General features: G+C 71.1%; 17 protein-coding genes, 3 tRNA genes and 2 pseudogenes. 7 read left to right on the forward strand and 15 right to left on the reverse strand.

Translation table 11 applies throughout. The annotated features are described in order from the left end of the window. The 4 genes and pseudogenes from AB0L95_RS13850 to AB0L95_RS13865 all read right to left on the reverse strand — a co-directional run. Positions 1–209 (reverse strand): annotated as a pseudogene (locus AB0L95_RS13850) (hydrolase); the annotation flags it as partial. Between the two features lie 172 nt (positions 210–381). Next, positions 382–699, reverse strand: a pseudogene (locus AB0L95_RS13855) (glycosyl transferase); the annotation flags it as partial. 302 nt (positions 700–1001) lie between these two features. Then, on the reverse strand, positions 1002–1712 hold the full coding sequence (locus tag AB0L95_RS13860) for a FadR/GntR family transcriptional regulator (RefSeq protein ID WP_365161503.1): 711 nt from the start codon (positions 1710–1712) through the stop codon (positions 1002–1004). Between the two features lie 90 nt (positions 1713–1802). After that, positions 1803–1876 (reverse strand) — tRNA-Lys (locus AB0L95_RS13865). Positions 1877–2094: 218 nt separating this feature from the next. Here AB0L95_RS13865 and AB0L95_RS13870 point away from each other — a divergent pair. From AB0L95_RS13870 to AB0L95_RS13885, 4 genes are all read left to right on the forward strand, one after another. Beyond that, complete coding sequence (locus AB0L95_RS13870) at positions 2095–3363, forward strand: peptidoglycan-binding protein (protein WP_365161505.1); 1269 nt, start codon at positions 2095–2097, stop codon at positions 3361–3363. A gap of 189 nt (positions 3364–3552) precedes the next feature. Beyond that, positions 3553–4698: an SPFH domain-containing protein gene (locus AB0L95_RS13875; protein ID WP_365161507.1), complete on the forward strand. Its 1146-nt coding sequence runs from the start codon at positions 3553–3555 to the stop codon at positions 4696–4698. 119 nt (positions 4699–4817) lie between these two features. Next, positions 4818–5441: a lytic polysaccharide monooxygenase gene (locus tag AB0L95_RS13880; RefSeq protein WP_365161508.1), complete on the forward strand. Its 624-nt coding sequence runs from the start codon at positions 4818–4820 to the stop codon at positions 5439–5441. 141 nt (positions 5442–5582) lie between these two features. Beyond that, entirely contained in the window at positions 5583–6053 is a 471-nt protein-coding gene (locus AB0L95_RS13885; protein WP_365161510.1) for a DUF3592 domain-containing protein, read from the forward strand. 168 nt (positions 6054–6221) lie between these two features. Here AB0L95_RS13885 and AB0L95_RS13890 read toward each other — a convergent pair. The 7 genes from AB0L95_RS13890 to AB0L95_RS13920 all read right to left on the reverse strand — a co-directional run bounded on the left by AB0L95_RS13890 (position 6222) and on the right by AB0L95_RS13920 (position 11425). Then, positions 6222–6298, reverse strand: a tRNA-Lys gene (locus AB0L95_RS13890). A gap of 78 nt (positions 6299–6376) precedes the next feature. After that, positions 6377–7135, reverse strand: coding sequence for an IclR family transcriptional regulator C-terminal domain-containing protein (locus tag AB0L95_RS13895; protein ID WP_365161511.1), 759 nt, complete (start codon positions 7133–7135; stop codon positions 6377–6379). A 203-nt stretch (positions 7136–7338) separates the two neighbouring features. Beyond that, positions 7339–8115, reverse strand: a complete 777-nt coding sequence (gene ehuA / locus AB0L95_RS13900; RefSeq protein WP_365161513.1) for an ectoine/hydroxyectoine ABC transporter ATP-binding protein EhuA — start codon at positions 8113–8115, stop codon at positions 7339–7341. A gap of 10 nt (positions 8116–8125) precedes the next feature. Next, positions 8126–8776 carry an ectoine/hydroxyectoine ABC transporter permease subunit EhuD gene (gene ehuD / locus AB0L95_RS13905; protein ID WP_365161515.1) on the reverse strand — a complete coding sequence of 217 codons (651 nt, stop codon included), beginning with the start codon at positions 8774–8776 and terminating at the stop codon, positions 8126–8128. Further along, the gene (ehuC, locus tag AB0L95_RS13910) at positions 8773–9471 is read right to left on the reverse strand and encodes an ectoine/hydroxyectoine ABC transporter permease subunit EhuC (RefSeq protein ID WP_365161517.1); all 699 of its coding nucleotides are present in this window, start codon (positions 9469–9471) and stop codon (positions 8773–8775) included. The genes ehuD and ehuC overlap by 4 nt, the downstream gene beginning before the upstream one ends. Further along, entirely contained in the window at positions 9468–10373 is a 906-nt protein-coding gene (ehuB, locus tag AB0L95_RS13915; RefSeq protein WP_365161518.1) for an ectoine/hydroxyectoine ABC transporter substrate-binding protein EhuB, read from the reverse strand. Before ehuB ends, ehuC begins: the two co-directional genes overlap by 4 nt. A gap of 89 nt (positions 10374–10462) precedes the next feature. Then, complete coding sequence (locus tag AB0L95_RS13920; protein WP_365161520.1) at positions 10463–11425, reverse strand: D-2-hydroxyacid dehydrogenase; 963 nt, start codon at positions 11423–11425, stop codon at positions 10463–10465. A 310-nt stretch (positions 11426–11735) separates the two neighbouring features. Between AB0L95_RS13920 and AB0L95_RS13925 the strand changes: the two genes are divergently transcribed. Together AB0L95_RS13925 and AB0L95_RS13930 are read left to right on the forward strand one after the other, a co-directional pair. Then, positions 11736–12497 (forward strand): decarboxylase, encoded by a 762-nt coding sequence (locus AB0L95_RS13925; protein WP_365161522.1) that lies wholly within the window; start codon positions 11736–11738, stop codon positions 12495–12497. A 105-nt stretch (positions 12498–12602) separates the two neighbouring features. After that, the gene (locus AB0L95_RS13930) at positions 12603–13685 is read left to right on the forward strand and encodes an LLM class flavin-dependent oxidoreductase (RefSeq protein WP_365161524.1); all 1083 of its coding nucleotides are present in this window, start codon (positions 12603–12605) and stop codon (positions 13683–13685) included. A 67-nt stretch (positions 13686–13752) separates the two neighbouring features. Here the strand turns inward: AB0L95_RS13930 and AB0L95_RS13935 are convergent, their stop codons facing one another. Next, on the reverse strand, positions 13753–15693 hold the full coding sequence (locus AB0L95_RS13935) for an EAL domain-containing protein (RefSeq protein WP_365161526.1): 1941 nt from the start codon (positions 15691–15693) through the stop codon (positions 13753–13755). Between the two features lie 463 nt (positions 15694–16156). On the opposite strand from AB0L95_RS13935, the gene AB0L95_RS13940 reads away from it, so the two are divergent. Next, the gene (locus AB0L95_RS13940) at positions 16157–17521 is read left to right on the forward strand and encodes a M6 family metalloprotease domain-containing protein (RefSeq protein WP_365161904.1); all 1365 of its coding nucleotides are present in this window, start codon (positions 16157–16159) and stop codon (positions 17519–17521) included. A gap of 192 nt (positions 17522–17713) precedes the next feature. Here AB0L95_RS13940 and AB0L95_RS13945 read toward each other — a convergent pair. The 3 genes from AB0L95_RS13945 to AB0L95_RS13955 form a co-directional block, all read right to left on the reverse strand. Next, positions 17714–17787, reverse strand: a tRNA-Lys gene (locus AB0L95_RS13945). Further along, entirely contained in the window at positions 17778–18383 is a 606-nt protein-coding gene (locus AB0L95_RS13950) for a bifunctional DNA primase/polymerase (protein WP_365161528.1), read from the reverse strand. The genes AB0L95_RS13945 and AB0L95_RS13950 overlap by 10 nt, the downstream gene beginning before the upstream one ends. A gap of 129 nt (positions 18384–18512) precedes the next feature. Beyond that, positions 18513–18878, reverse strand: coding sequence for a hypothetical protein (locus AB0L95_RS13955; protein WP_355904171.1), 366 nt, complete (start codon positions 18876–18878; stop codon positions 18513–18515). Positions 18879–18985 lie beyond the last annotated feature (107 nt).

Consider the following 18985-nt stretch of genomic DNA (forward strand, 5'->3'; position numbering starts at 1 on the left):
TCGGCGGCGACGGTGGTCAGGACGGCCGGGACGTCGAACGCCTTGGCGGCCTTGGCCAGGCCCACGGTGGCGTTGATGATCGCGGTGCGGTCGCCGCTGCCGGTGCCGAAGAACATCTGCGGCTGGTGGTCGACGAACAGCATCACCGAGTTGTCGGGCGTGAGCAGGTCCGGGCTGGGAGCGGCGTGGACGTTGGCGATGTCGAACATGGCGGCTTCCTTCTCTTCTTCCGTTCGTCCCGTGTGGGGCGTCGTCATCAATCAATCTGACGCAGAAGATATTTCTGAAAAAGAAGTTGAATTAAGAACTAAATTGAGCCGTGCGTCACACCCCTGACATGACCTCGGGGGTGCCCCCGTGAAGGAGGGCACCCCCGATCCGGGTCCAGTGCTCGGGCCGGAGCAGCCAGACGAGCAGGACCAGCGACAGCAGCGGCGCCGCACCCAGCATGAGGGCGGCGGGGGCGCGGTGCGGCTCCTGGGGGAGCAGTGAGCGGTAGCGGACCCGCTACGGCCGGGCCGGATCCGGCTCGGTGAGCGGTCCCGCCAGCCGGCTGTAGTGCTCGTAGTCGTAGCGCGGCGGTGTCGTTCCGGTCCGGCGGAGGCCGCCGGTGTGGCCGGCCGGGTGCGACGGCGTCCCGGGCCGGGTCGTCTCGGACGGTTGCAAGCCCTGGCGGGCACCCGTCGGCGTCGACGTCATGAGTCATCCCCCCGCACGCACGCGAGCGTGTGTTCATCGGTCCTTGGTCCCGCCATGGCCCCCCTAGACCATTGCGGACACAACGTGGCAGGTCGGCTTCACTGCGCCGGCCACGTGAAATCTGCGCGAAACGCGATCTTCCGGTTGCTTGGACGCCCCCTCGACATCCGTTCGCGCGAGGTTCCCGCCCTCGCGCGCGCAACCGGGCTCAGCCCCCAACTGCCGTGCACCGGCAGTCCCTTGGAGCCCAGGGTCATACGGTGTCCGGCGTGATCGCAAGAGCGAAACGCGGTGTTTACCACTCAAACCCGGTCATTGGGAAGCTTCTCGTAATCTTCTGGGGCGGTTGAGGTCACGCGTGTGCGGATGTTGAGAAAGTGCTCCTTTATGGCCGCCTCCGCGCGTATGGAGTCCCCGGACCGCACCGCGTCGAGGATGTCCCGGTGCTGCCGGCAGGTGACCCGAGGATCCTGCGGTACGTCCACCAGGGCGGTGCGGACGCGGTGGAACGCGTCCCAGAAGGCCTCCAGGACCTCGCTCAGCAGGACATTGCCCAGCCCTCGGTAGAGGGTGGCGTGAAAGGCGCGGTCGGTCTCGGCGAGACCGACCCCCCGCGCGGCCTGCTGTTCCATCCGGTCGACGAGCCCGTCCAGCTCGGCCAGGTCCTGCACCGGCACCCGCCCGGCCAGCCGGGAGACCAGTCCCGTCTCCAGGGCCTCACGCAGCTCCAGCAGCTCCAGCAGACTGTCCTCGCCCCGGTGGTGCCCGGCGACCGTACGGAAGGCGAGGCCCTCGACCATCGGGGCCAGTGACATCGGGCCGACATAGGTGCCGAAGCCATGGCGGATGTCGACGATGCCCATCGCCTGGAGCGCCTTGAGGGCCTCGCGCACGGAGTTCCGGCCGGCGTCGAGCAGCGCCATCAGCTCGGGTTCGGTCGGCAGCACGGCGCCCGGGGGCAGCCGGCGGTCGATGATGAGCTCCTTGATCCGCTCCTGCAGGTCGCGCGCCATGGCCAGAGGGTAACCGGCCAATCCGTATGTTTCCCGGGTGTGCGCGCATACGAAAGGGCCCCTCGCCGTGGCGAGAGGCCCTTTCGGTCGTGCGCCGCCAGGGACTCGAACCCCGGACCCGCTGATTAAGAGTCAGCTGCTCTAACCAACTGAGCTAGCGGCGCCTGCTGACCTGGAGAACTCTACCCGATGGCGAGGGGTGCTCCCGACCGGGCGCCCGCTCGGGGCCTCCGTCCGGCCGTCCGTACCCCCAAGTGACGGCCACCCCATGCACCTTTCGGGGCGTCAACAGGCGGTTCGAGTGGACAGTTGGAAAGCTGACGCATTTACATAAATAGGACAAATTCACCAGGGTGCGGACAGGGAGTGTGAGGGGAATCGCATGAAGACTCCGGCATTCGAGGAATTCGATCCCACAAGCGACTGCGACTGCCCCGGATGCGTACACGGACGCCGTGCCGGCCACCGCACCCGCCCCTGCGGCCCGGCCCTGCGCCCGGCGGCCCGCGGGGTCCTCGCACTCGCCGCCGCCGCGGGCGCGGTGCTCGCCGTCCCGGACCAGGCCCTGGCCGTCCCCGCGATCGTCCACGACACCCCCTGGCCCATCGTTCCGGCAGGTGAGGAGCCGCCGGCCACCCCGCAGGGCCGCATCACACCGCTGCACGGCACCGGTGTGATGCCGAGCGGGGTGACGACGCCCACGACGACCCGGGCCGCGATCATCAACCGGGCCAAGAAGTGGGTCGCGGCCAAGGTCCCGTACAGCATGGACGACTACTGGTCGGACGGGTACCGGCAGGACTGCTCCGGTTTCGTCTCCATGGCCTGGAACCTCGGCAGCAACGAGTGGACGGGCAGCCTGGACCAGTTCGGCGACCGCATCGCCAAGGACGAGCTGCAGCCCGGCGACATCCTCCTCTTCCACAACGCCGACAACCCGGAGAAGGGCTCGCACGTCGTCATCTTCGGCGGCTGGACCGACTACACCCACCGGAACTACACCGCCTACGAGGAGACCCCGCCGCGCGCCCGTCGCAGGACCACCCCGTACGCCTACTGGTCCAACTCCAGCCGCTATGTGCCGTACCGCTACAAGGGGGTCGCGGACAGCAAGGCCGCCAAGGAGGGCGAGAACACTCCGGTCGGGGCGGGTGGCGCGCCGCTGCCGACGGTGGGCATCCCGGGTCTCGCCTCCGTCGGCCCGGGCGCCGACAACTCCTACGTCGCCGAGCTCGGCGGTCTGCTCGGCGCACGCGGCCGGTCCCGCCTCCCGCACCCGGGGGTGGTCCCGCCCCCGGGCGCGGACGGCAGGAGCAGCACTCGGGCGCTGGCCCCCGTGGGGGCCCCACCCGGGCCGGCCCCGGTGACCCCGCCGGGGAGCCGCTCGGCGGGGTCACCGAAGTCGGCGGGGCTGCTCGCCTATCCGGGCCGGGGCGCCTTCCGGCCGGGTGCCGTCGGCCCCGATGTCACCCGGCTGGGCCGGAAGCTGCTGGAGAAGGGGTTCGGCAAGCACTACGCCCACGGCCCGGGGCCGCGCTGGACCGAGGCCGACCGCCGCAATGTCGAGGCGTTCCAGCGCGCCCAGGGCTGGCGCGGGGCCGCGGCCGACGGCTACCCCGGGCCGGAGACCTGGCGACGGCTGTTCTCCTGACGCTCCGACCCGCCCCCTGTCTCCGGCCCGTCCCCTGTCCCCGACCCGTCCCTGTCCCCGACCCGTCCCTGTCCCCGACCGGTCCCTGTCCCCCGACTGGTCCCTGTCCCCGGTCCATCCCTGTTCCCGGTCCGCTGTTCGACGCATCCCGGTACGAGAGACCTCCTGGCGCGGAGGGTGGAGGCACGTATGAACACGACGTCATCGCCGGCCCCGGAGCCCGAGGGGGTGCCGCTCGATCCCGGCACCTCGTCGGCCCGGCTCATCCACGGCGAGTCGACCACCGAGATCCCGGTCCACCTGCTGTTCCGGGAAGCCCCCGAACCGGTGTCCCTGCCGGTCGCCCCCACCGTGGTGGGGCGCCGGCTCGGCACCGGCGAGCAGCCGTGCGTGCGTCCGCCCGTCGAGCCGGCGCGGCGGGTGCCGGCCGCCGATCCCGAGCTGGCCGAGCGGCCGGCCTGGGTGCTGCCCGGGTCGGTCGGCGTGCTGGCCGGGCTCGGCGGCTTGAGCGGCTGCGGGGTCGTCTCGTGGTGGGCGGGTGTTCTCTCGCCGGCCGCGATGCGGGTGCTGGAGCTTCCGGCGAGCGCGGACGTGGGACTCGGGCCCACGCAGTTGGCGGCGTACGTCGGCGCGGGGGCGCTCGGTCTGCTGGGCTTCAGCGGGCTGATGCGCGGGCGCGCGGGGTACGCCTGGGTGCTCGGCGTGTTCGGCCGCTACCGGGGCACGGCCCGCCGCACCGGCCTGATGTGGGTGAACCCGTTGGTGGTGCGCCACCGTGCCGATGTCCGGCTGCGGCACTGGCGCAGCGAGCCGATCCCCACGGTCGACGCCAACGGGGTCGCGCTGCGGGTGGTCGTACTGGTGACCTGGCGGGTCAAGGACACCGCGCGCGCCGTGCTCGGCATCGACGACCACCAGACCTATCTGCGGGAGTGCGTGGAGTCGGCGCTGGCGCGGGTGGTGCCGCAGGTGCCGGTGGAGGCGTCCGCGACCAAGGACGTGGTGAGTCTGCGCAATGTCGAGGCGATCGGCGACGCGCTGACCCGGTTGGTGGCGGCGGAGGCGGAGCCGGCCGGGCTGGAGGTGTTCGCGGCGCAGCCGACCCGGATCGAGTACGCGCCCGAGGTCGCCGAGCGGCTGCAGCGCCGCCGTATCGCCGCGCTCGACGCCGAGCACCGGGACACGGTGCTCACCACGGTCGTGGACTCGGTGGAGGACACGGTGACCCGGCTGACCATGCGGGGACTGGTCGAACTCGACGACTACGAACGCAAGGCGCTGGTGAAGGACCTGACGGTCGCGTTCTACACGGGACGTCCGGCCGACGGCGGATGAGGACCGGCATCGGGATGGGGATGGACATGCACAACTCACCGCCATAATCTGGGACTTGGTCTAGACCTGAACGCGCGCGCACGGCTCGAGGAACTCCCCACATCCTTAGGAGCGGCAGCATGCGCATCCGTACGACCAGAAAGGCGAAGTGGTACGCGGCCGTGGTCGGCCTCGCCACCGCGGGTTCGTTCGTGCTCTCCACCGGTGGCGCCAGCGCTCACGGCTACACCGACCAGCCCCTCAGCCGGCAGAAGATGTGCGCCGCGAACGGCGGCATCGTCTCCGGCTGCGGCGACATCCAGTGGGAACCGCAGAGCGTCGAGGGCCCGAAGGGCTTCCCGGCGGCGGGGCCCGGCGACGGGCAGATCTGCTCGGCGAACCACACCAACTTCGGCGCGCTCGACCAGCCGAGGACGCCCTCGGGCACGGCGTGGCCGACCACCAAGGTGACCGGCGGGCAGAGCTACACCTTCCGCTGGCAGTTCACGGCCTCGCACGCGACGACCGACTTCAAGTACTACGTCACCACACCGGGCTGGAACCAGAACCACGCCCTGACCAGGGCGGATCTCAACACCACCCCGTTCCTGACGGTTCCGTACAACGGTCAGCGTCCGCCGTCCACGCTCACCCACACCGGCACCCTGCCGACCGGGCTGAGCGGGCACCACATCATCCTCGGGGTGTGGACGATCGCGGACACCGGCAACGCGTTCTACTCGTGCGCGGATGTCACGTTCTGAGCACCGCCCCGTCCCGGGTTCGTGCCGGGGGAGATTTCTGAGCCTGGCTTGAGGAGCCCCGGCGGTCCGGGCGGGTACGTTCCACGCACGTCGGCATGGTCATGACGGCGTGCGTGGAGCCGTACCGGACTCGGGGGAACCATGGACTTCTTCTTCTACGCGGTGCCGGGCCTGATCATGGCCGGGGTGCTGGCCATGGCGGCGCGTGTGATCGGCCGCGCGCTCCAGCTGAGGAGCAACTGGGACAGCGGGCTCACCGCCGAGGCGCGCTGTCTGCGGACGTACACGACGACCAGCGGCGGTCACGGTGACGCCACCGCCACCACCACGCTGCATCACGTCTACGAGTTCACGACCCGCGAGGGCCGCGCCGTCCGCTTCGAGGAGAGGGGCGGCCCCAGGACGACGGTCGAGGGCGACATCGTCCCCGTCCACTACACCAAGGCCCATCCCGAACGCGCCACCGCCCACTCCCCGGCCCCGGGCAGGACCCTGGCGGGCACGGTGGGGACCCTGGTCTTCCTCTCGGTGATCGTCGCGTTCTGCGTCGCCTTCATGGCCACGTACCACGCCGCCGCCGCGATGGACGACCCGTTCGCGGGCATGCCGTAGGCCCCTCGGCGAAGGCGGCGATGGGGTCGGCTGGGCGGCGATGGGGGCTGCCGGCAGGCGGCTCCCGTGGTGTGGGGGTCGGAGCCCCCACAGCGCGCGGCGGAGCCGCGCAAAAACAACGATGGCGAGCCGGTTCGCGCTTTCCGCGAACACGACCCGCCATCGCCATGGTGCGCCGCCAGGGACTCGAACCCCGGACCCGCTGATTAAGAGTCAGCTGCTCTAACCAACTGAGCTAGCGGCGCAGACTCTGTCGCTCTTCGCTCTCGCGTCCGGCGACAAAAGAAATACTACCTGGTCCCGAGGGGTGGTCGTGACCGCCTTCAGATCGCCAGGGAGAGCAGTACCGGAGCCGCCCCCTTGTTCAGCCGGTCCGCCGCCTGCCGCAGCCGGTGCGCGTGCTCCACGGGCAGGGACAGGGCCAGACAGCCGACCGAGGAGCCCGCGGTGATCGGGACGGCCGCGCACACCGTGCCCACCGCGTACTCCTGGAGGTCGAGGACCGGGACCGTCGGCGGATGGGCGTCGAGGCGGGACAGCAGCAGCTTCTCGTTGGTGATCGTCCGCGAGGTGAGCCGGGCCATCTTGTGCCGGGCGAGATGGTCCCGCCGGCCGTTGACGTCGAGCTGCCCGAGCAGGCTCTTGCCGACCGCGCTCGCGTGCGCCGAGGAGCGGAAGTCCACCCACTCGTGCACCGCGGGCGTCGCCGGGCCCTCGGCGCACTGGGTGACCCGCACCTCGCCGTCGATGTACCGGCTGATGTAGACCGCGGCGCCCACCGAGTCGCGCAGCTGGTCCAGGGTCTGCTGGAGCTTCTCGCGCAGCGCCTCCTCATGGCTCTGGGCCGAGCCCAGCCGGCTGAGGGCGGCACCGGTGACGTACGCGCCGTCGGCGGTCTGCTCGACGTACCCCTCCCGGCGCAGCATCCGCAGCAGGGGGGTCAGTCGTTGGGTGCCCAGGCCGGTCAGGCGGGCCAGTACGGCGTCGGTGACGCCGGTGGAGTGCCGCGCCACCGTCTCCAGGACGCGCAGCGCGTCCCGGGCCGAGTGGTACGGAGCGGTCGGCTCATGGGTCAGCGCCACGGTCTCCCCCTGCGCTTTTTGGGCCATTCTCGGGACAGCTTGGCTGACTCCACGATAAGGCTCAAGGGCACCCCAGGGGGCGGGTGTTGACGAACTCTCTACCGACGGCGGCCCGCTCAGCAGGAACGCGTCACCCTGGCATATGCCAAGGTCATGCTCCGGTCGGTGCGGCCCGGCCGGAGCGCCGCGTTCACTTCCCGTAATCAGAGCACCGCGCTGAGGAACTCCCGCGTACGGGAGTGCTCGGGCGCGCTGAAGATCTTCTCCGGGTCACCCCCCTCGACGACGTGGCCGGAATCGAACATCAGGATGCGGTCCGAGATGTCGCGCGCGAAGTTCATCTCGTGGGTCACACAGAGCATGGTGATGTCCGTGGTGTGCGCGATGTCCCGCAGGACGTCGAGGACCCCGGCGACCAGCTCCGGGTCGAGCGCCGACGTCACCTCGTCGAGCAGCAGCACCTGCGGGCGCATCGCCAGTGCCCGGGCGATCGCCACGCGCTGCTGCTGGCCGCCGGAGAGCTGGCTCGGGTACTTGTCGAGATGGTCGCCGAGCCCCACCAGATCCAGCAGCTCCCGCGCCCGCTGCTCCGCCTCGTCCTTCGGCAGCCCGAGGACGGCCACCGGCGCCTCGGTGACGTTGCGCAGCACCTTCATGTTCGGGAACAGGTTGAACTGCTGGAAGACCATCCCTATGTTCTTGCGGATCTCCCGGACCTGCTTCTCATCGGCCGGGAACAGCCGCTGCCCGCCGACCGTGATCGTGCCCTCGTCGGGCTGGTCCAGGGTCATCAGCAGCCGCAGGATCGTGGTCTTCCCGGAGCCGGAGGGGCCGATCAGCGTGACGTGCCGGCCCGCCTCGACCGAGAAGTCGAGTCCGTCGAGGACCGTGTGGTGGCCGAAGCGCTTGGTGACCCCCTCGAAGCGGATCAGCTCGCCGGTGGCCGCCGGCTCCTCGGCGTGGGCGTCGGGTTCCTTCATGAGGGGAGTGTCAGCGGACAAGACGGCGCTCCAGGGCTCGCAGGAGGAGAGAGGCGGGATAGGAGATCAGGACGAAGGCCACACCGATGACGGTGAGCGGCTCGGTGAACTGGAAGTGCTGCTGGGAGAAGAGCCGCGCCTCGCCGAGCATGTCGAGGACGGTGATCGTCATCAGCATCGGTGTGTCCTTGAGCATCGCGATGACGTAGTTGCCGAGCGCGGGCACGACCCGGCGGATCGCCTGCGGCAGGATCACCGCCCCCCAGGTGCGCAGCGGCGGCAGGCTCAGCGCGGTGGCGGCCTCCCACTGACCGGCGGGCACGGCGTCGATGCCGGCCCGGTAGACCTGCATCGTGTACGTCGAGTAGTGCAGGCCGATCGCGACGACACCGGTGGTCAGCGCGGAGAAGGCGAGCCCCCATTCGGGCAGCACGTAGAAGAGGAAGAACAGCTGCACCAGCAGCGGGGTGTCGCGGATGAACTCGGTCACGATCCCCACCGGCCAGGTCACCCAGCGGGTCGGCGTGCGCATCAGCAGCGCCCACAGCAGACCCAGGGCGAAGGCGATCAGCGAGCCGAGCGCCAGCGCCTCGAGGGTGACGAGCAGGCCGTCCCGGAATTGCGGCATGAAGGCGCTGACGGCGCCCCAGTCCCAGGTCACGAGACACCACCTCCGACGGGCTGCGGAACAGAGACTTCCGGCTGTGCCGCCCTGCCCGCCCCGGCCTTGAGCCGGCGCTCCAGGCTCCGCATCAGCCGGGTCAGCAGGAAGGCGATCACGAAGTAGATGACCAGGACGTACGCGTAGATCTGCGCGCTCTCCTGGAGTGCGAGCCGCACCAGGTTGCCGCTGAACGCCAGGTCACCCATGCCCATGACGGAGACCAGCGAGGTGCCCTTGAGCAGTTCCACCAGCAGATTGCAGAACGGCGGGATCATCTCCGGCACCGCCTGCGGCAGCAGGATCTTGCGCATGCGCTGCCAGGGGGTGAAGCTCAGCGCGATCCCGCCCTCCCGCTGCGCCGGGTCGACGGAGTTCAGGGCGCCGCGCACGATCTCGGCGCCGTAGGCCCCGTAGGTCAGGCCCAGGGCGAGAGTGCCCGCCCACATCGGCACCAGCTGCCAGCCGAAGGCGAGCGGCAGCACGAAGAACACCCAGAAGATCATGATCAGGGCGGAGGTGCCCCGGAACACCTCGGTGTAGAAGCCGGCGACGAAGCGGACGACCCACCGGCGATGGGTGCGGGCGATGCCGACGGCGAAGGAGACGGCCGTCGCGAGCAGCGCGCTGAACACGAGGAGCTGAATGGTGGTCCAGACGCCCTTCAGTACGAGTTCCCACAGGCCCGTGGTCATCCGCGGCACAGCTCCTTCGCGGTCATGTCCGTCATCTCGGCCCGGGTGAAGCCGAACGGCCGCAGGACGCGGAAGAGTTCGTCGCTCGCCCGCATCTTCTTCAGCTCGGCGTTGAAGGCGTCCCGCAGCGCGGTCTCGGTGCGCCGGAAGGCGAACGCGCCGCCGTCGACGTGCGGTTTGCCCTTCACCAGGGGTGTGAAGGGCTTCGTGGACTCGGCCGCACGGGACTTCTTGACGACCTCGCGCGTGGTCAGGGCGGTACCGGCGAACACGTCGACGCGGCCCGCCTCCACCGCGTTCAGACCCGCGACCTGGTCCGGGACGATGAGGAGGTCGCTCTCCTTGTAACCGGCCTCCACCGCGTACTGGATCTCGGCGTATCCCGTGCCGGTGGCGAGTTTCGCCTTCTTCTCGACGACGTCCCGGTAGTCGTGCAAACCCTTCGGATTGCCTTTGCGCACGATGAAGGAGTCGAGCATCTGGTAGTCGGGGTCGGCGAAGACGACCTGCTGGCAGCGGTCCGGAGTGACGTACATCCCCGCGGAGACGACGTCGAACTGCTGCGAGTTGAGCCCGGGTATGAGCGAGCCGAACTCCGTCGGTACGGGCTGGACCCGGTCGACCCCGAGTCGGCGGAAGACGACTTTCGCCAGCTCAGGGGCCTCGCCGGTGAGCTGGCCGTCCTTGTCGATGTAGCCGAAGGGGATCTCGCCGGCGATACCGAGGCGGACGACGCCCTGGGCCCTGAGCCGGCCGAGCAGATCCCCGCCGCGGCTGCCCGACGCCTCGGCCACTCGGCTGCAGCCGACGGAGCCCAGCGCGCCGAACGCGGCGAGGCCGGCGAGCAGCGACCGTCTGGTGGATACCGGTTTCCCTGTGTGATGCGTCCGTGGTGCGGCCATGGGCGCGCGGCTACCCCGGACCACGCGAGGTATTCAGGCCGACTCTTTTCGGTGCGGGGCCTGCCGTGCCGGGCCGACGGCTGAGCGGCTCAGTGGCCGGGTACGTAGCCGCGTCGCTTGTCGACCACGTTCGGCAGCGGCTTCCCGGCTTCCCAGCGTGTGTACAACTCCACGAACTGGCGGCCCAGTTCGTCGTGCAGACCGACCGTGTTGCCGCTCATCCGCGGGGACAGCAGCAGGCCCGGGACCCGCCACAGCGGGCTGTCCGCAGGGAGCGGTTCCTGCCGGAGGACATCAAGGGCCGCCCCGGCGATCCATCGCTTCGACAGCGCGGCGACGAGCGCCTCCTCGTCCACCAGCGCGCCGTGGGCGACGTTGATGAAGCGAGCCGAGGGCTGCATCACCCCGAAACGGCGGATGTCGAACATGCCGCACGTCCGGTCGGTGAGCGGCGCCGCCGCGATCACCCAGTCGGCGCGGGCGATCATCCGGTCGAGATCGGCGGGACCGTGGATGCCGGTGAGCGGGACGCGGCCCACGACCGATGTCGTGACATCGAGTGACTTGAGCGTACGGGCTATCGCACGCCCGACCGGTCCGGAGCCGACCACGCACGCGCGCGTGCCCGCCACCCGCGTCACCGCGCGCGGCCGCCACTCCCGGCCCCGTTGCAGATCCCAGGTGCGGGGCAGGTCCTTGGCCAGCGCGAGGACGAGCCCGGCCACGTACTCGGCCACGGGCTGCTCGAAGATCCCGCGCGCGTTGGTCACCACGGTGTCGGACGCGGTGAGTTCGGGACACATCAGATGGTCCACGGCCGTGCTCGCCGTGTGCACCCAGCGCGGCCGGGGACCCTCGCCGGGCCAGGCCTCGCGCACCGCGTCCGTGGGGAAGTCCCAGACCAGCAGCACATCGGCGGCCGGCAGCCGTTCGGCCAGCGTGGAGGCGTCCGCGTGCTCGATCCGCGCCCGTCCGGTGAGCCGGCCGAGCCGGGGCGGCGGATCGGCGTCCAGGACGAGCAGAGTGGGACGGCCGGGCGGGGAAGGCGTCATACGGGAGCCGTTTCTCCCTTCGGCGGCGGCGGGCCGACGGCCGGTCCGGCGTCTGACATGCGCGGATTGACCACGGTCGCACCCGGTACCGGCGCCGTCAACAGGGTCGGAAGACGCCGTCCGGTACGACCGTCCCGGGCCCCGGCCCCGGCACCCGGGGGCCGCGCGCGACCCGGCGCCTCTCAGCCAACCGGGTGAGGGAGGAGAGGGCCCCGGGTCACCTGGGTACCCGGGTCATGGGCCCGTCTCGGACCACGCCGAAGGAGGCGGCACCGGGACCCGTACCGCCGGAAGAACAGGAAGGTTGGGCATGACCGCACTCGGATTTCTCTACCCGGGCCATTACGCCGAGGACGACTATCCACGCATGGAGCAGTTGCTGGGCAGCGACATCCGGGCGGACCTCGTGCACACCGACGACGCCGAGGAGGCGCAGCTGAGGGAGGCCCTGCGCCGGGGCGCCCTCCCCGCGGCGGCCGAGCGGCCGGAGAGCGGCGTACCGCGGCGGCTCGCGGCCGGTGTCGAGGAGCTGCGGCTCGCGGGTGTCGAGGCGGTGGTGTGGGCGTGCGCCGGCGGCAGCTTCGCCCACGGCTGGGAGGGGGCCCATGAGCAGGTGCGCGCCCTGGCGCTCGCCGCCGGGATGCCGGCCTCCTGCACCTCCTTCGCGTTCGTGCACGCGCTGCAGGAGATCGGGGCGCGACGGGTGGCGGTCGCGGCGACCTGTCCGGACACCCTGGCGGAGCTGTTCGCGGGGTTCCTGCGGGCGGGGGGCGTGGAGGTGGTGTCGGTGCACGGCGTGGGCGCCGCCCCGGACGAGGTGAGCACCTGGGGCGCGGCTCAGGTGCTGGCGCTGGCCCGCGAAGGTGATCACGCCGACGCCCAGGCGGTGCTGCTCCCCGACACCGCCCTGCACACGGCCGCCTATCTCCCGGAGCTGGAGAAGGAGCTGAGCAAACCGGTCCTCACCGCGAACCAGGTCACGATGTGGGAGGCCCTGCGTCTAGTGGACCGCCGGGTGAACGCGCCGGCCCTGGGGTCGCTGTTCACCAAGGAACCGGTCGTCCAGGTGTGACGGTCGGGGCGGTCCGGGGCCGGCGGACGCGGTCGGCGGGAATAACCGGGGACTGCCTCCTGTTGTGGCCGTGGAGACGCCACGTACAACACAGGAGGCACCCCGGTGGACGAGATCCGAGGCACGGCGCAGGGCACCGCCCCCGTCCCCCTCTCGGTACTGGACCTGGTCACGGTCGGAGCGGGCAGCACCGCCTCCGACGCCTTGCGCACCAGCGTCGCTCTCTCCCGTCTCGCGGAGTCCCGCGGCTTCCACCGCTACTGGGTCGCCGAACACCACTCGATGCCGGGCGTCGCCTCCTCCTCGCCCGCGGTCATCCTCGCCCACCTCGCCGCCCACACCGAGCGCATTCGGCTCGGCTCCGGCGGTGTGATGCTGCCCAACCACGCCCCGCTCGTCATCGCGGAGCAGTTCGGCACACTGGAGGCCATGGCCCCCGGCCGGGTCGACCTCGGTCTCGGCCGTGCCCCGGGCACCGACGGCGCCACCGCCGCCGCCCTGCGCCGCACCGACCGGCTGAACGAGGGCGCCGACGACTTCCCCCAGCAGCTCGCCGAGCTGACCCGCTTCCTCGACGACGACTTCCCGGACGGCCACCCCTACGCCCGGATCCACGCGATCCCGGGCCCGGTCCAGGCCACCACCCCGGGCGGCGTCCAGTCCCCGCACCGGCCGCCGATCTGGCTGCTGGGCTCCTCGGGCTTCAGCGCCCGGCTGTCCGGCATGCTCGGTCTGCCCTTCGCCTTCGCCCACCACTTCTCGGCGCAGAACACCATCCCGGCGCTGGATCTGTATCGCGACTCCTTCCGCCCCTCCGAGGTCCTCGACGCCCCCTACGCCCTGATAGGCGTCAGCGCGCTCGCCACCGACGAGGAGAAGGAGGCCCGCCGTCAGGTGCGGGCAGGTGCCCTGAACATGGTGCGGCTGCGCACCGGCCGGCCCGGCCTCTTCCCCGACCCGGAGGAGGCCGAGACGCTCACGCTCAGCCCGATGGAGGAGGAGTTCATCCAGTCCTGGTCCGCCAACGTCGTCCACGGCACCGCGGACGAGGTGCGGGCCGGCCTCGACGACCTTCAGAAGCGCACCGGCGCCGACGAGTTGATGATCACCTCCCACGCCCACACGGGTGACCTGCGCCTGCACTCGTACGAACTGATCGCGGACGCCTACGGGTTGCCGGTCGCCTGAGCGCGGCAGGATGCTGGTCTCCTGAGCGCGGCGGGTTGCCGTCCTACGCGGGCGGCGGCCCCGCCGGTCAGGAATGGCCGCAGGCCTCCGCGTCCACCAGTTCCGAGATACGGTCCGGCGACACGGGCCGCGAGTACAGCCAGCCCTGCCCGGTGTCGCACCCGATCCGGCGCAGCCGGGTGGCCTGCGCGGAGGTCTCCACGCACTCCGCGGTGACCGTCAGGCCCAGCCGGTGGGCGAGCCGGATCATGGCCTCGACGACGACCTCGTCGGCCGGGTTGGGGTGGGTGTCCGAGCCCTCGTACTGGAAACCGCGGACGAACGAACCGTCCAGCTTCAGCACGGACACCGGCAGCCGGCTGAGATAGGCGAGGTTCGAGTAGCCGGTGCCGAAGTCGTCGATGGCGATGCGCACTCCCATGTCGCTGAGCGCCTGGAGCGCCTGCAGCGGCCGGCCGGCCGAGCCCATCACCGCGGACTCGGTCAGCTCCAACTGCAGCAGACGGGGGGCGAGGCCGGTCTCCGCGAGGGTTCCGGCCACGTCCGCCACCAGGTCGGAGTCCCACACCTGACGCACCGCCACATTCACACTGACGAAGAGCGGCGGCTCGTCGGGGCGCTCCAGCTGCCAGCGACGGGCCTGGCGGCAGGCGGTCTTCAGCACCCAGCGCCCGAGCTGGACGATCGAGCCGTCCTCCTCCGCCAGTCCGATGAACCGATTCGGCGTCAGTGTGCCGAACTGCGGGTGGTGCCAGCGCACCAGCGCCTCCACACCGCGCACCCGTCCGTCCTCCATACCCACGAGGGGCTGGTACTCCAGGGCGAACTCGCCCCGCTCGATGGCCGGGCGCAGACCGGAGGACAGGGCTTGGCGGGTCATACGGTGGGCGTTGCGCTCGGGGTCGAAGAGGGTCCAGCGGGACTTTCCGTCGGCCTTCGCCCAGTACAGCGTCGTGTCGGCCGCCTGCATCAGACCGGTCGCCGTGGTCCCGGCCGCGTGCCGCTCCACCACACCGATGGACGCCGAGACCGACAACCGTTGCCCGGCCAGGTCGAACGGCGCCTGAAGTGACTTGAGCACCGACTCGGCCAGCTCGGCGAGTTGGTCGGTGCCCGTCGAGTCCTCGACGAGCAGGGCGAACTCGTCGCCGCCGAGCCGGGCCACCAGGGGAGTGACGGCCCGGTTGTGCCCCGCCTCGTCCGCGCAGTGCGTCAGACGCTCGGCGACGGCCGCGAGCAGCCGGTCGCCGACGCGGTGGCCGAGGGTGTCGTTGACCGCCTTGAACCCGTCGAGGTCGAGGTAGCACAGCCCGATCCGGCCGGTCCCGCTCTCCTCGTACGACTCCGCCTCCAGTGCGGCGGACAGGCGTTCGAAGAACAGCGTCCGGTTGGGCAGCCGGGTCACCGGGTCGTGCATCTGCAAGTGGCGCAGCCGGGACTGCAGTTCACGGCGCGCGCTGATGTCGGAGACCGAGAGCAGGACGGCCCTCTCGGCCTCGGGCAGCGGGGTGACGGTCACCTGCACCCAGAGCGAGTGCCCGTCGGGGTGCTTGAGGCGGCGCGCGCAGCGCAGCCGGGCCTGACGGCCGCGGAGCACCTCACGGTACGCGTGCCAGGTGCGGGCGTCGGAGGACAGATCGAGCAGGTCGGCGGCGACCCTGCCGGCCAGCCCGCCGGTGCCGAGCAGCTCGCCCAGGGTGTCGTTGGCGGTGACCACCAGGCCCTCCCGGTCGACGACCGCCATGGCGTGCGGCGCGGCGGCGAACACGGCGCCGAAGGACGGGGATTGCGGGACGGGGGACGGCAGAGCGGGGGATGGCGGGGAGGCAGATGGCGGAGAGGCGGAGGCGCCCGGTTGCGGCAGCGCGTCCGCGGGAGGCGGAAGTGGATACGCCCCGAGGAGGGGCGGTGGCTCAGATGTACCGGATGACGCGCTGTCGTGACTTTCTGTGACGGCCGGGCCGACGAGGTCTGCCGCGGGCGCCTGCCCTTCGGACATTCCGCTCACCGCTCGCTCCCGCAGTGCACTCGTTCTACGTACGGATCTCGTGGGTCTCGTCGGGGTCGACGGCCGCTGGGGGTGCGGCCGCACAAGCCGTGTTCGTGCAGGAAAGTGTGCCGATCATAGAGGCTGGTCCAGGGGCCTTCCAGCCGCTGTCCAGTCTCCCGGAACGAGCACATGGTCTGACAGATCGTTTCTGCTCGCACCTTGCCCCGGTCCATCAGGCCGCCTTCGAGTGTGACGTTCCGTGAGTATTCGGGGCGTCGGCCCATGTCGGCGCCCCCTCGGCGCTCGTGCGCCGGTGTGTGCTCCCACCCGCACTGCCCCTCCCCCGGCCGTCGCGGTTTCCCTTCTGGCCTTTCCCCCGGCTGACGGCCTCTCACCCTTCTGGGGCAGACAAACAGGACGTAGTAATACAAGTAAGACAAGGCTGGGTGCGTAGTTGCCCGAATCGCACCCGGAGGTCGACGTGCCGCGTCCGCTCCCCAGCAGGGGGTTCAGCCACGAGGCTCTGCGGCCACGTGTCCGGGGGCGGACGCCCTTCGTCGTGCGTCGAACCGTGGCCGCGGCCACCTCGATGACGGCGCTGGTCGCGACCTCGCTCGTCACGGGCCCCGCGCTCGTCGGCTCCCTCGACGCGCCGTGCGAACTCACCCGGAGCGAGGCACACCACTCGGAGGGAATCGACACCTGGAACGCCGCCTACACGCGGCCCGACCGGCCTCTGAACGCGGTCCTGGTCTTCCTGTCCTTCCCGGACTCCGTGCCGACGACCACGCCGGCCGAGCTGACCTCGGACTACTTCCCGGCCACCAGTCGCTTCTTCGACCGTGCCTCCTACGGCCGGTTCACGGTGCGTCCGCATCCGCTGGACCATTGGATCCGGATGCCCCAGCCCTCCGTCTCGTACGGCGTACAGCGTGACTGGGACCCCGATCACCGGAGCGCGTATCTGCACGACGCGCTCGCCGTGACCGACAAGGAGGTCGACTTCTCGCGGTACGACGTCGTGTACTTCGTGGCCGACCCGGACGCGCCCGGCATCGACTCGGACGCCACGAAGGTGGTCAATCTGGAGACCCCGCTGCAGGCCGACGGCACGGATGTCCGCCGGGTGGTCACGGTCTTCGAGAAGCACCCGCCGGACCGGCTGGTGCTCGCCCATGAGACCGGGCATGTCTTCGATCTGCCCGACCTCTACCACCGGCCGGTGGACGGCAAGGGCGACTGGGACACCTATGTCGGCGACTGGGATCTCATGGGCAGCCAGTTCGGCCTGGCCCCGGATCTCTTCGCCTGGCACAAGTGGAAACTGGGCTGGCTGGACGACCGCCAGGTGGTGTGTGTGCGGGGAAGGGGGAGCAAACGGGTGACGCTTGAGCCGCTGGGGGCGGGAGAGCAGGGAGTGCGGGAGGTGGCGGTGAACGCGGGCTCGCCCTCGGACTCCGGGGCGGCGGGGGCGCGGCCCCTCGGGCCCGGAGTGCAGGCGTTCGGGTCCGGGCACGGCACCAAACTGGCGGTCGTACGCACCGGAGTCGACAGTGTGCTCGCCCTGGAGGCGCGCGATGCCACGGGGAACGACAGTGCGACCTGCACCCAAGGGGTTCTCGTCTATCGCGTCCATGGCGACACGGCGTCGGGCGGCGGCCCGATCGAGGTCCTCGACGCCCATCCGCACTCCTCGGCCTGCTGGAACACCTCGGTGTACCCGGCCCTGGCGGACGCGCCCGTGGACGTGGGAGAGAGCTTCACCGTGCCCGGCGACGGCGTACGCGTGGAGGTGGAGGACCGCACGGCCACGGGCGCGTGGACGGTGCGGATCACTCGACAGTGAGGCGTTGGGGCGGGCGGTTCCTACGGTTCGCGCTGTCCGCGAGCACGGGCGCCCGTGGGAACGGGCGGTTCCCGTGGTGTGGTGTGGGGGGTGTGGGTGGCGCAGCCCCCACAGCGCGTGGCGGAGCCGGGCAAAAACAACGATGGCGACCCCGTTCGCGCTTTCCGCGAACACGAATCGCCATCGCCATCGTGCGCCGCCAGGGACTCGAACCCCGGACCCGCTGATTAAGAGTCAGCTGCTCTAACCAACTGAGCTAGCGGCGCCTGCTGACGTCGTAGACCTTAGCATCCTGGTCGGCGGGAGGAAAAATCGATATCCGTACGGCAGAGGAGGCGGCTGCCCGGGCCGCCCGGACCGCCGCCCACAGGACGACTTCCGGCCCGGGCAGCCAGGGATGACGGGTGTCGGGCGCGACGAGCCAGCGGGACTCCGGGCGGCTGCCGGGGCCGGCCGCGGGGGCGGTGGGGCTGCTCCCGGGCACGGTGACGGCGTCCCCGGGGCCATGGCACAGCAGCGGCGGCACCACGGGGGTGCGGCCGCCCCACTCCTCCCAGTCCAGCAGCGCCGCCAGCCGCCGGGCCGTGCCGGGGGCCGTGAACAGCAGCATGCGCCCCCGGTGCTCGGCGACCGGCCCGGAGCCCGGCCCCTCGCCCCAGAGCCGGTCGAGCATGAGCCGCCCGAAGATCGCGGGGGCGCTCACGACGTCGAACGCGGTGCCGCAGGGCAGCACGACCGGGGCGGCGGGCCGCTCCGCCCAGTGCGCCGCCGTGCTACGCGGATACGTTCCTGCGGAGGCGAGCCAGGCGGCCCCCTCCGAGGTGGGGCGGAAAGGCTCGGTGAACGGCAGTCGACTGCTCATGACCGTCAGATGTACCGGGTGTGAGGGGTCCGTCTCCGAGAGTCGCGGAAAACCGGGACGGCGAAGGCCCGGGCAGAGTATCGTGCCGCCGCATATGCCAGAAGATCATTCGGTCGGTGCGGCGGACGCTCAGCCCAGGCTCTCGGGGCCGCTCGACTCGGCGCCCCGCAGCAGGTCCTGCCCGAACTCCACCATCTTCTTCGCGTAGTCCTCGGTCCACTCCGCCCGCTCGGCGATGGCCGCCGGGGTCAGCCGGTCGAAGCGGCGCGGATCGGCGAGCTGGGCGGCGGCGATCGCCTGGTACTCCACCGCGCGGTCCGTGGCCGCGCGGAACGCCTGAGCCAGCTCGGTCGCCCGCGTGAGCAGTGCCCGCGGGTCGTCGATCGACTCCAGGTCGAAGAAGTGTTCCGGGTCGGAGGCCGCCTCCTCGGGCTCGAAGAGCAGGGGCGCGGGGCGTAGCCGCGGCTCGTTCCGACGCGGCGTGGGCTCCGCCATGTCTTCTCCTCCTCGTACGGTCGGGTGGCTCCCCTCGCGGGTGGGCCACCGTCCATTGTCGCGCGGCGCCGCAAGGGCGCGGGACCGAGCGGATAGCGCCCGCCCGT

The sequence above is a fragment of the Streptomyces sp. NPDC052036 genome (assembly GCF_040680495.1).
Taxonomy (GTDB): Bacteria; Actinomycetota; Actinomycetes; order Streptomycetales; family Streptomycetaceae; genus Streptomyces.

Coding starts and splice junctions, on each gene's coding strand:
- AB0L95_RS13860 (WP_365161503.1), bottom strand. CDS start 1,712: ATGGCGCGCGACCTGCAGGAGCGGATCAAGGAGCTCATCATCGACCGC.
- AB0L95_RS13870 (WP_365161505.1), top strand. CDS start 2,095: ATGAAGACTCCGGCATTCGAGGAATTCGATCCCACAAGCGACTGCGAC.
- AB0L95_RS13875 (WP_365161507.1), top strand. CDS start 3,553: ATGAACACGACGTCATCGCCGGCCCCGGAGCCCGAGGGGGTGCCGCTC.
- AB0L95_RS13880 (WP_365161508.1), top strand. CDS start 4,818: ATGCGCATCCGTACGACCAGAAAGGCGAAGTGGTACGCGGCCGTGGTC.
- AB0L95_RS13885 (WP_365161510.1), top strand. CDS start 5,583: ATGGACTTCTTCTTCTACGCGGTGCCGGGCCTGATCATGGCCGGGGTG.
- ehuA (WP_365161513.1), bottom strand. CDS start 8,115: ATGAAGGAACCCGACGCCCACGCCGAGGAGCCGGCGGCCACCGGCGAG.
- ehuC (WP_365161517.1), bottom strand. CDS start 9,471: ATGACCACGGGCCTGTGGGAACTCGTACTGAAGGGCGTCTGGACCACC.
- ehuB (WP_365161518.1), bottom strand. CDS start 10,373: ATGGCCGCACCACGGACGCATCACACAGGGAAACCGGTATCCACCAGA.
- AB0L95_RS13920 (WP_365161520.1), bottom strand. CDS start 11,425: ATGACGCCTTCCCCGCCCGGCCGTCCCACTCTGCTCGTCCTGGACGCC.
- AB0L95_RS13925 (WP_365161522.1), top strand. CDS start 11,736: ATGACCGCACTCGGATTTCTCTACCCGGGCCATTACGCCGAGGACGAC.
- AB0L95_RS13950 (WP_365161528.1), bottom strand. CDS start 18,383: ATGAGCAGTCGACTGCCGTTCACCGAGCCTTTCCGCCCCACCTCGGAG.
- AB0L95_RS13955 (WP_355904171.1), bottom strand. CDS start 18,878: ATGGCGGAGCCCACGCCGCGTCGGAACGAGCCGCGGCTACGCCCCGCG.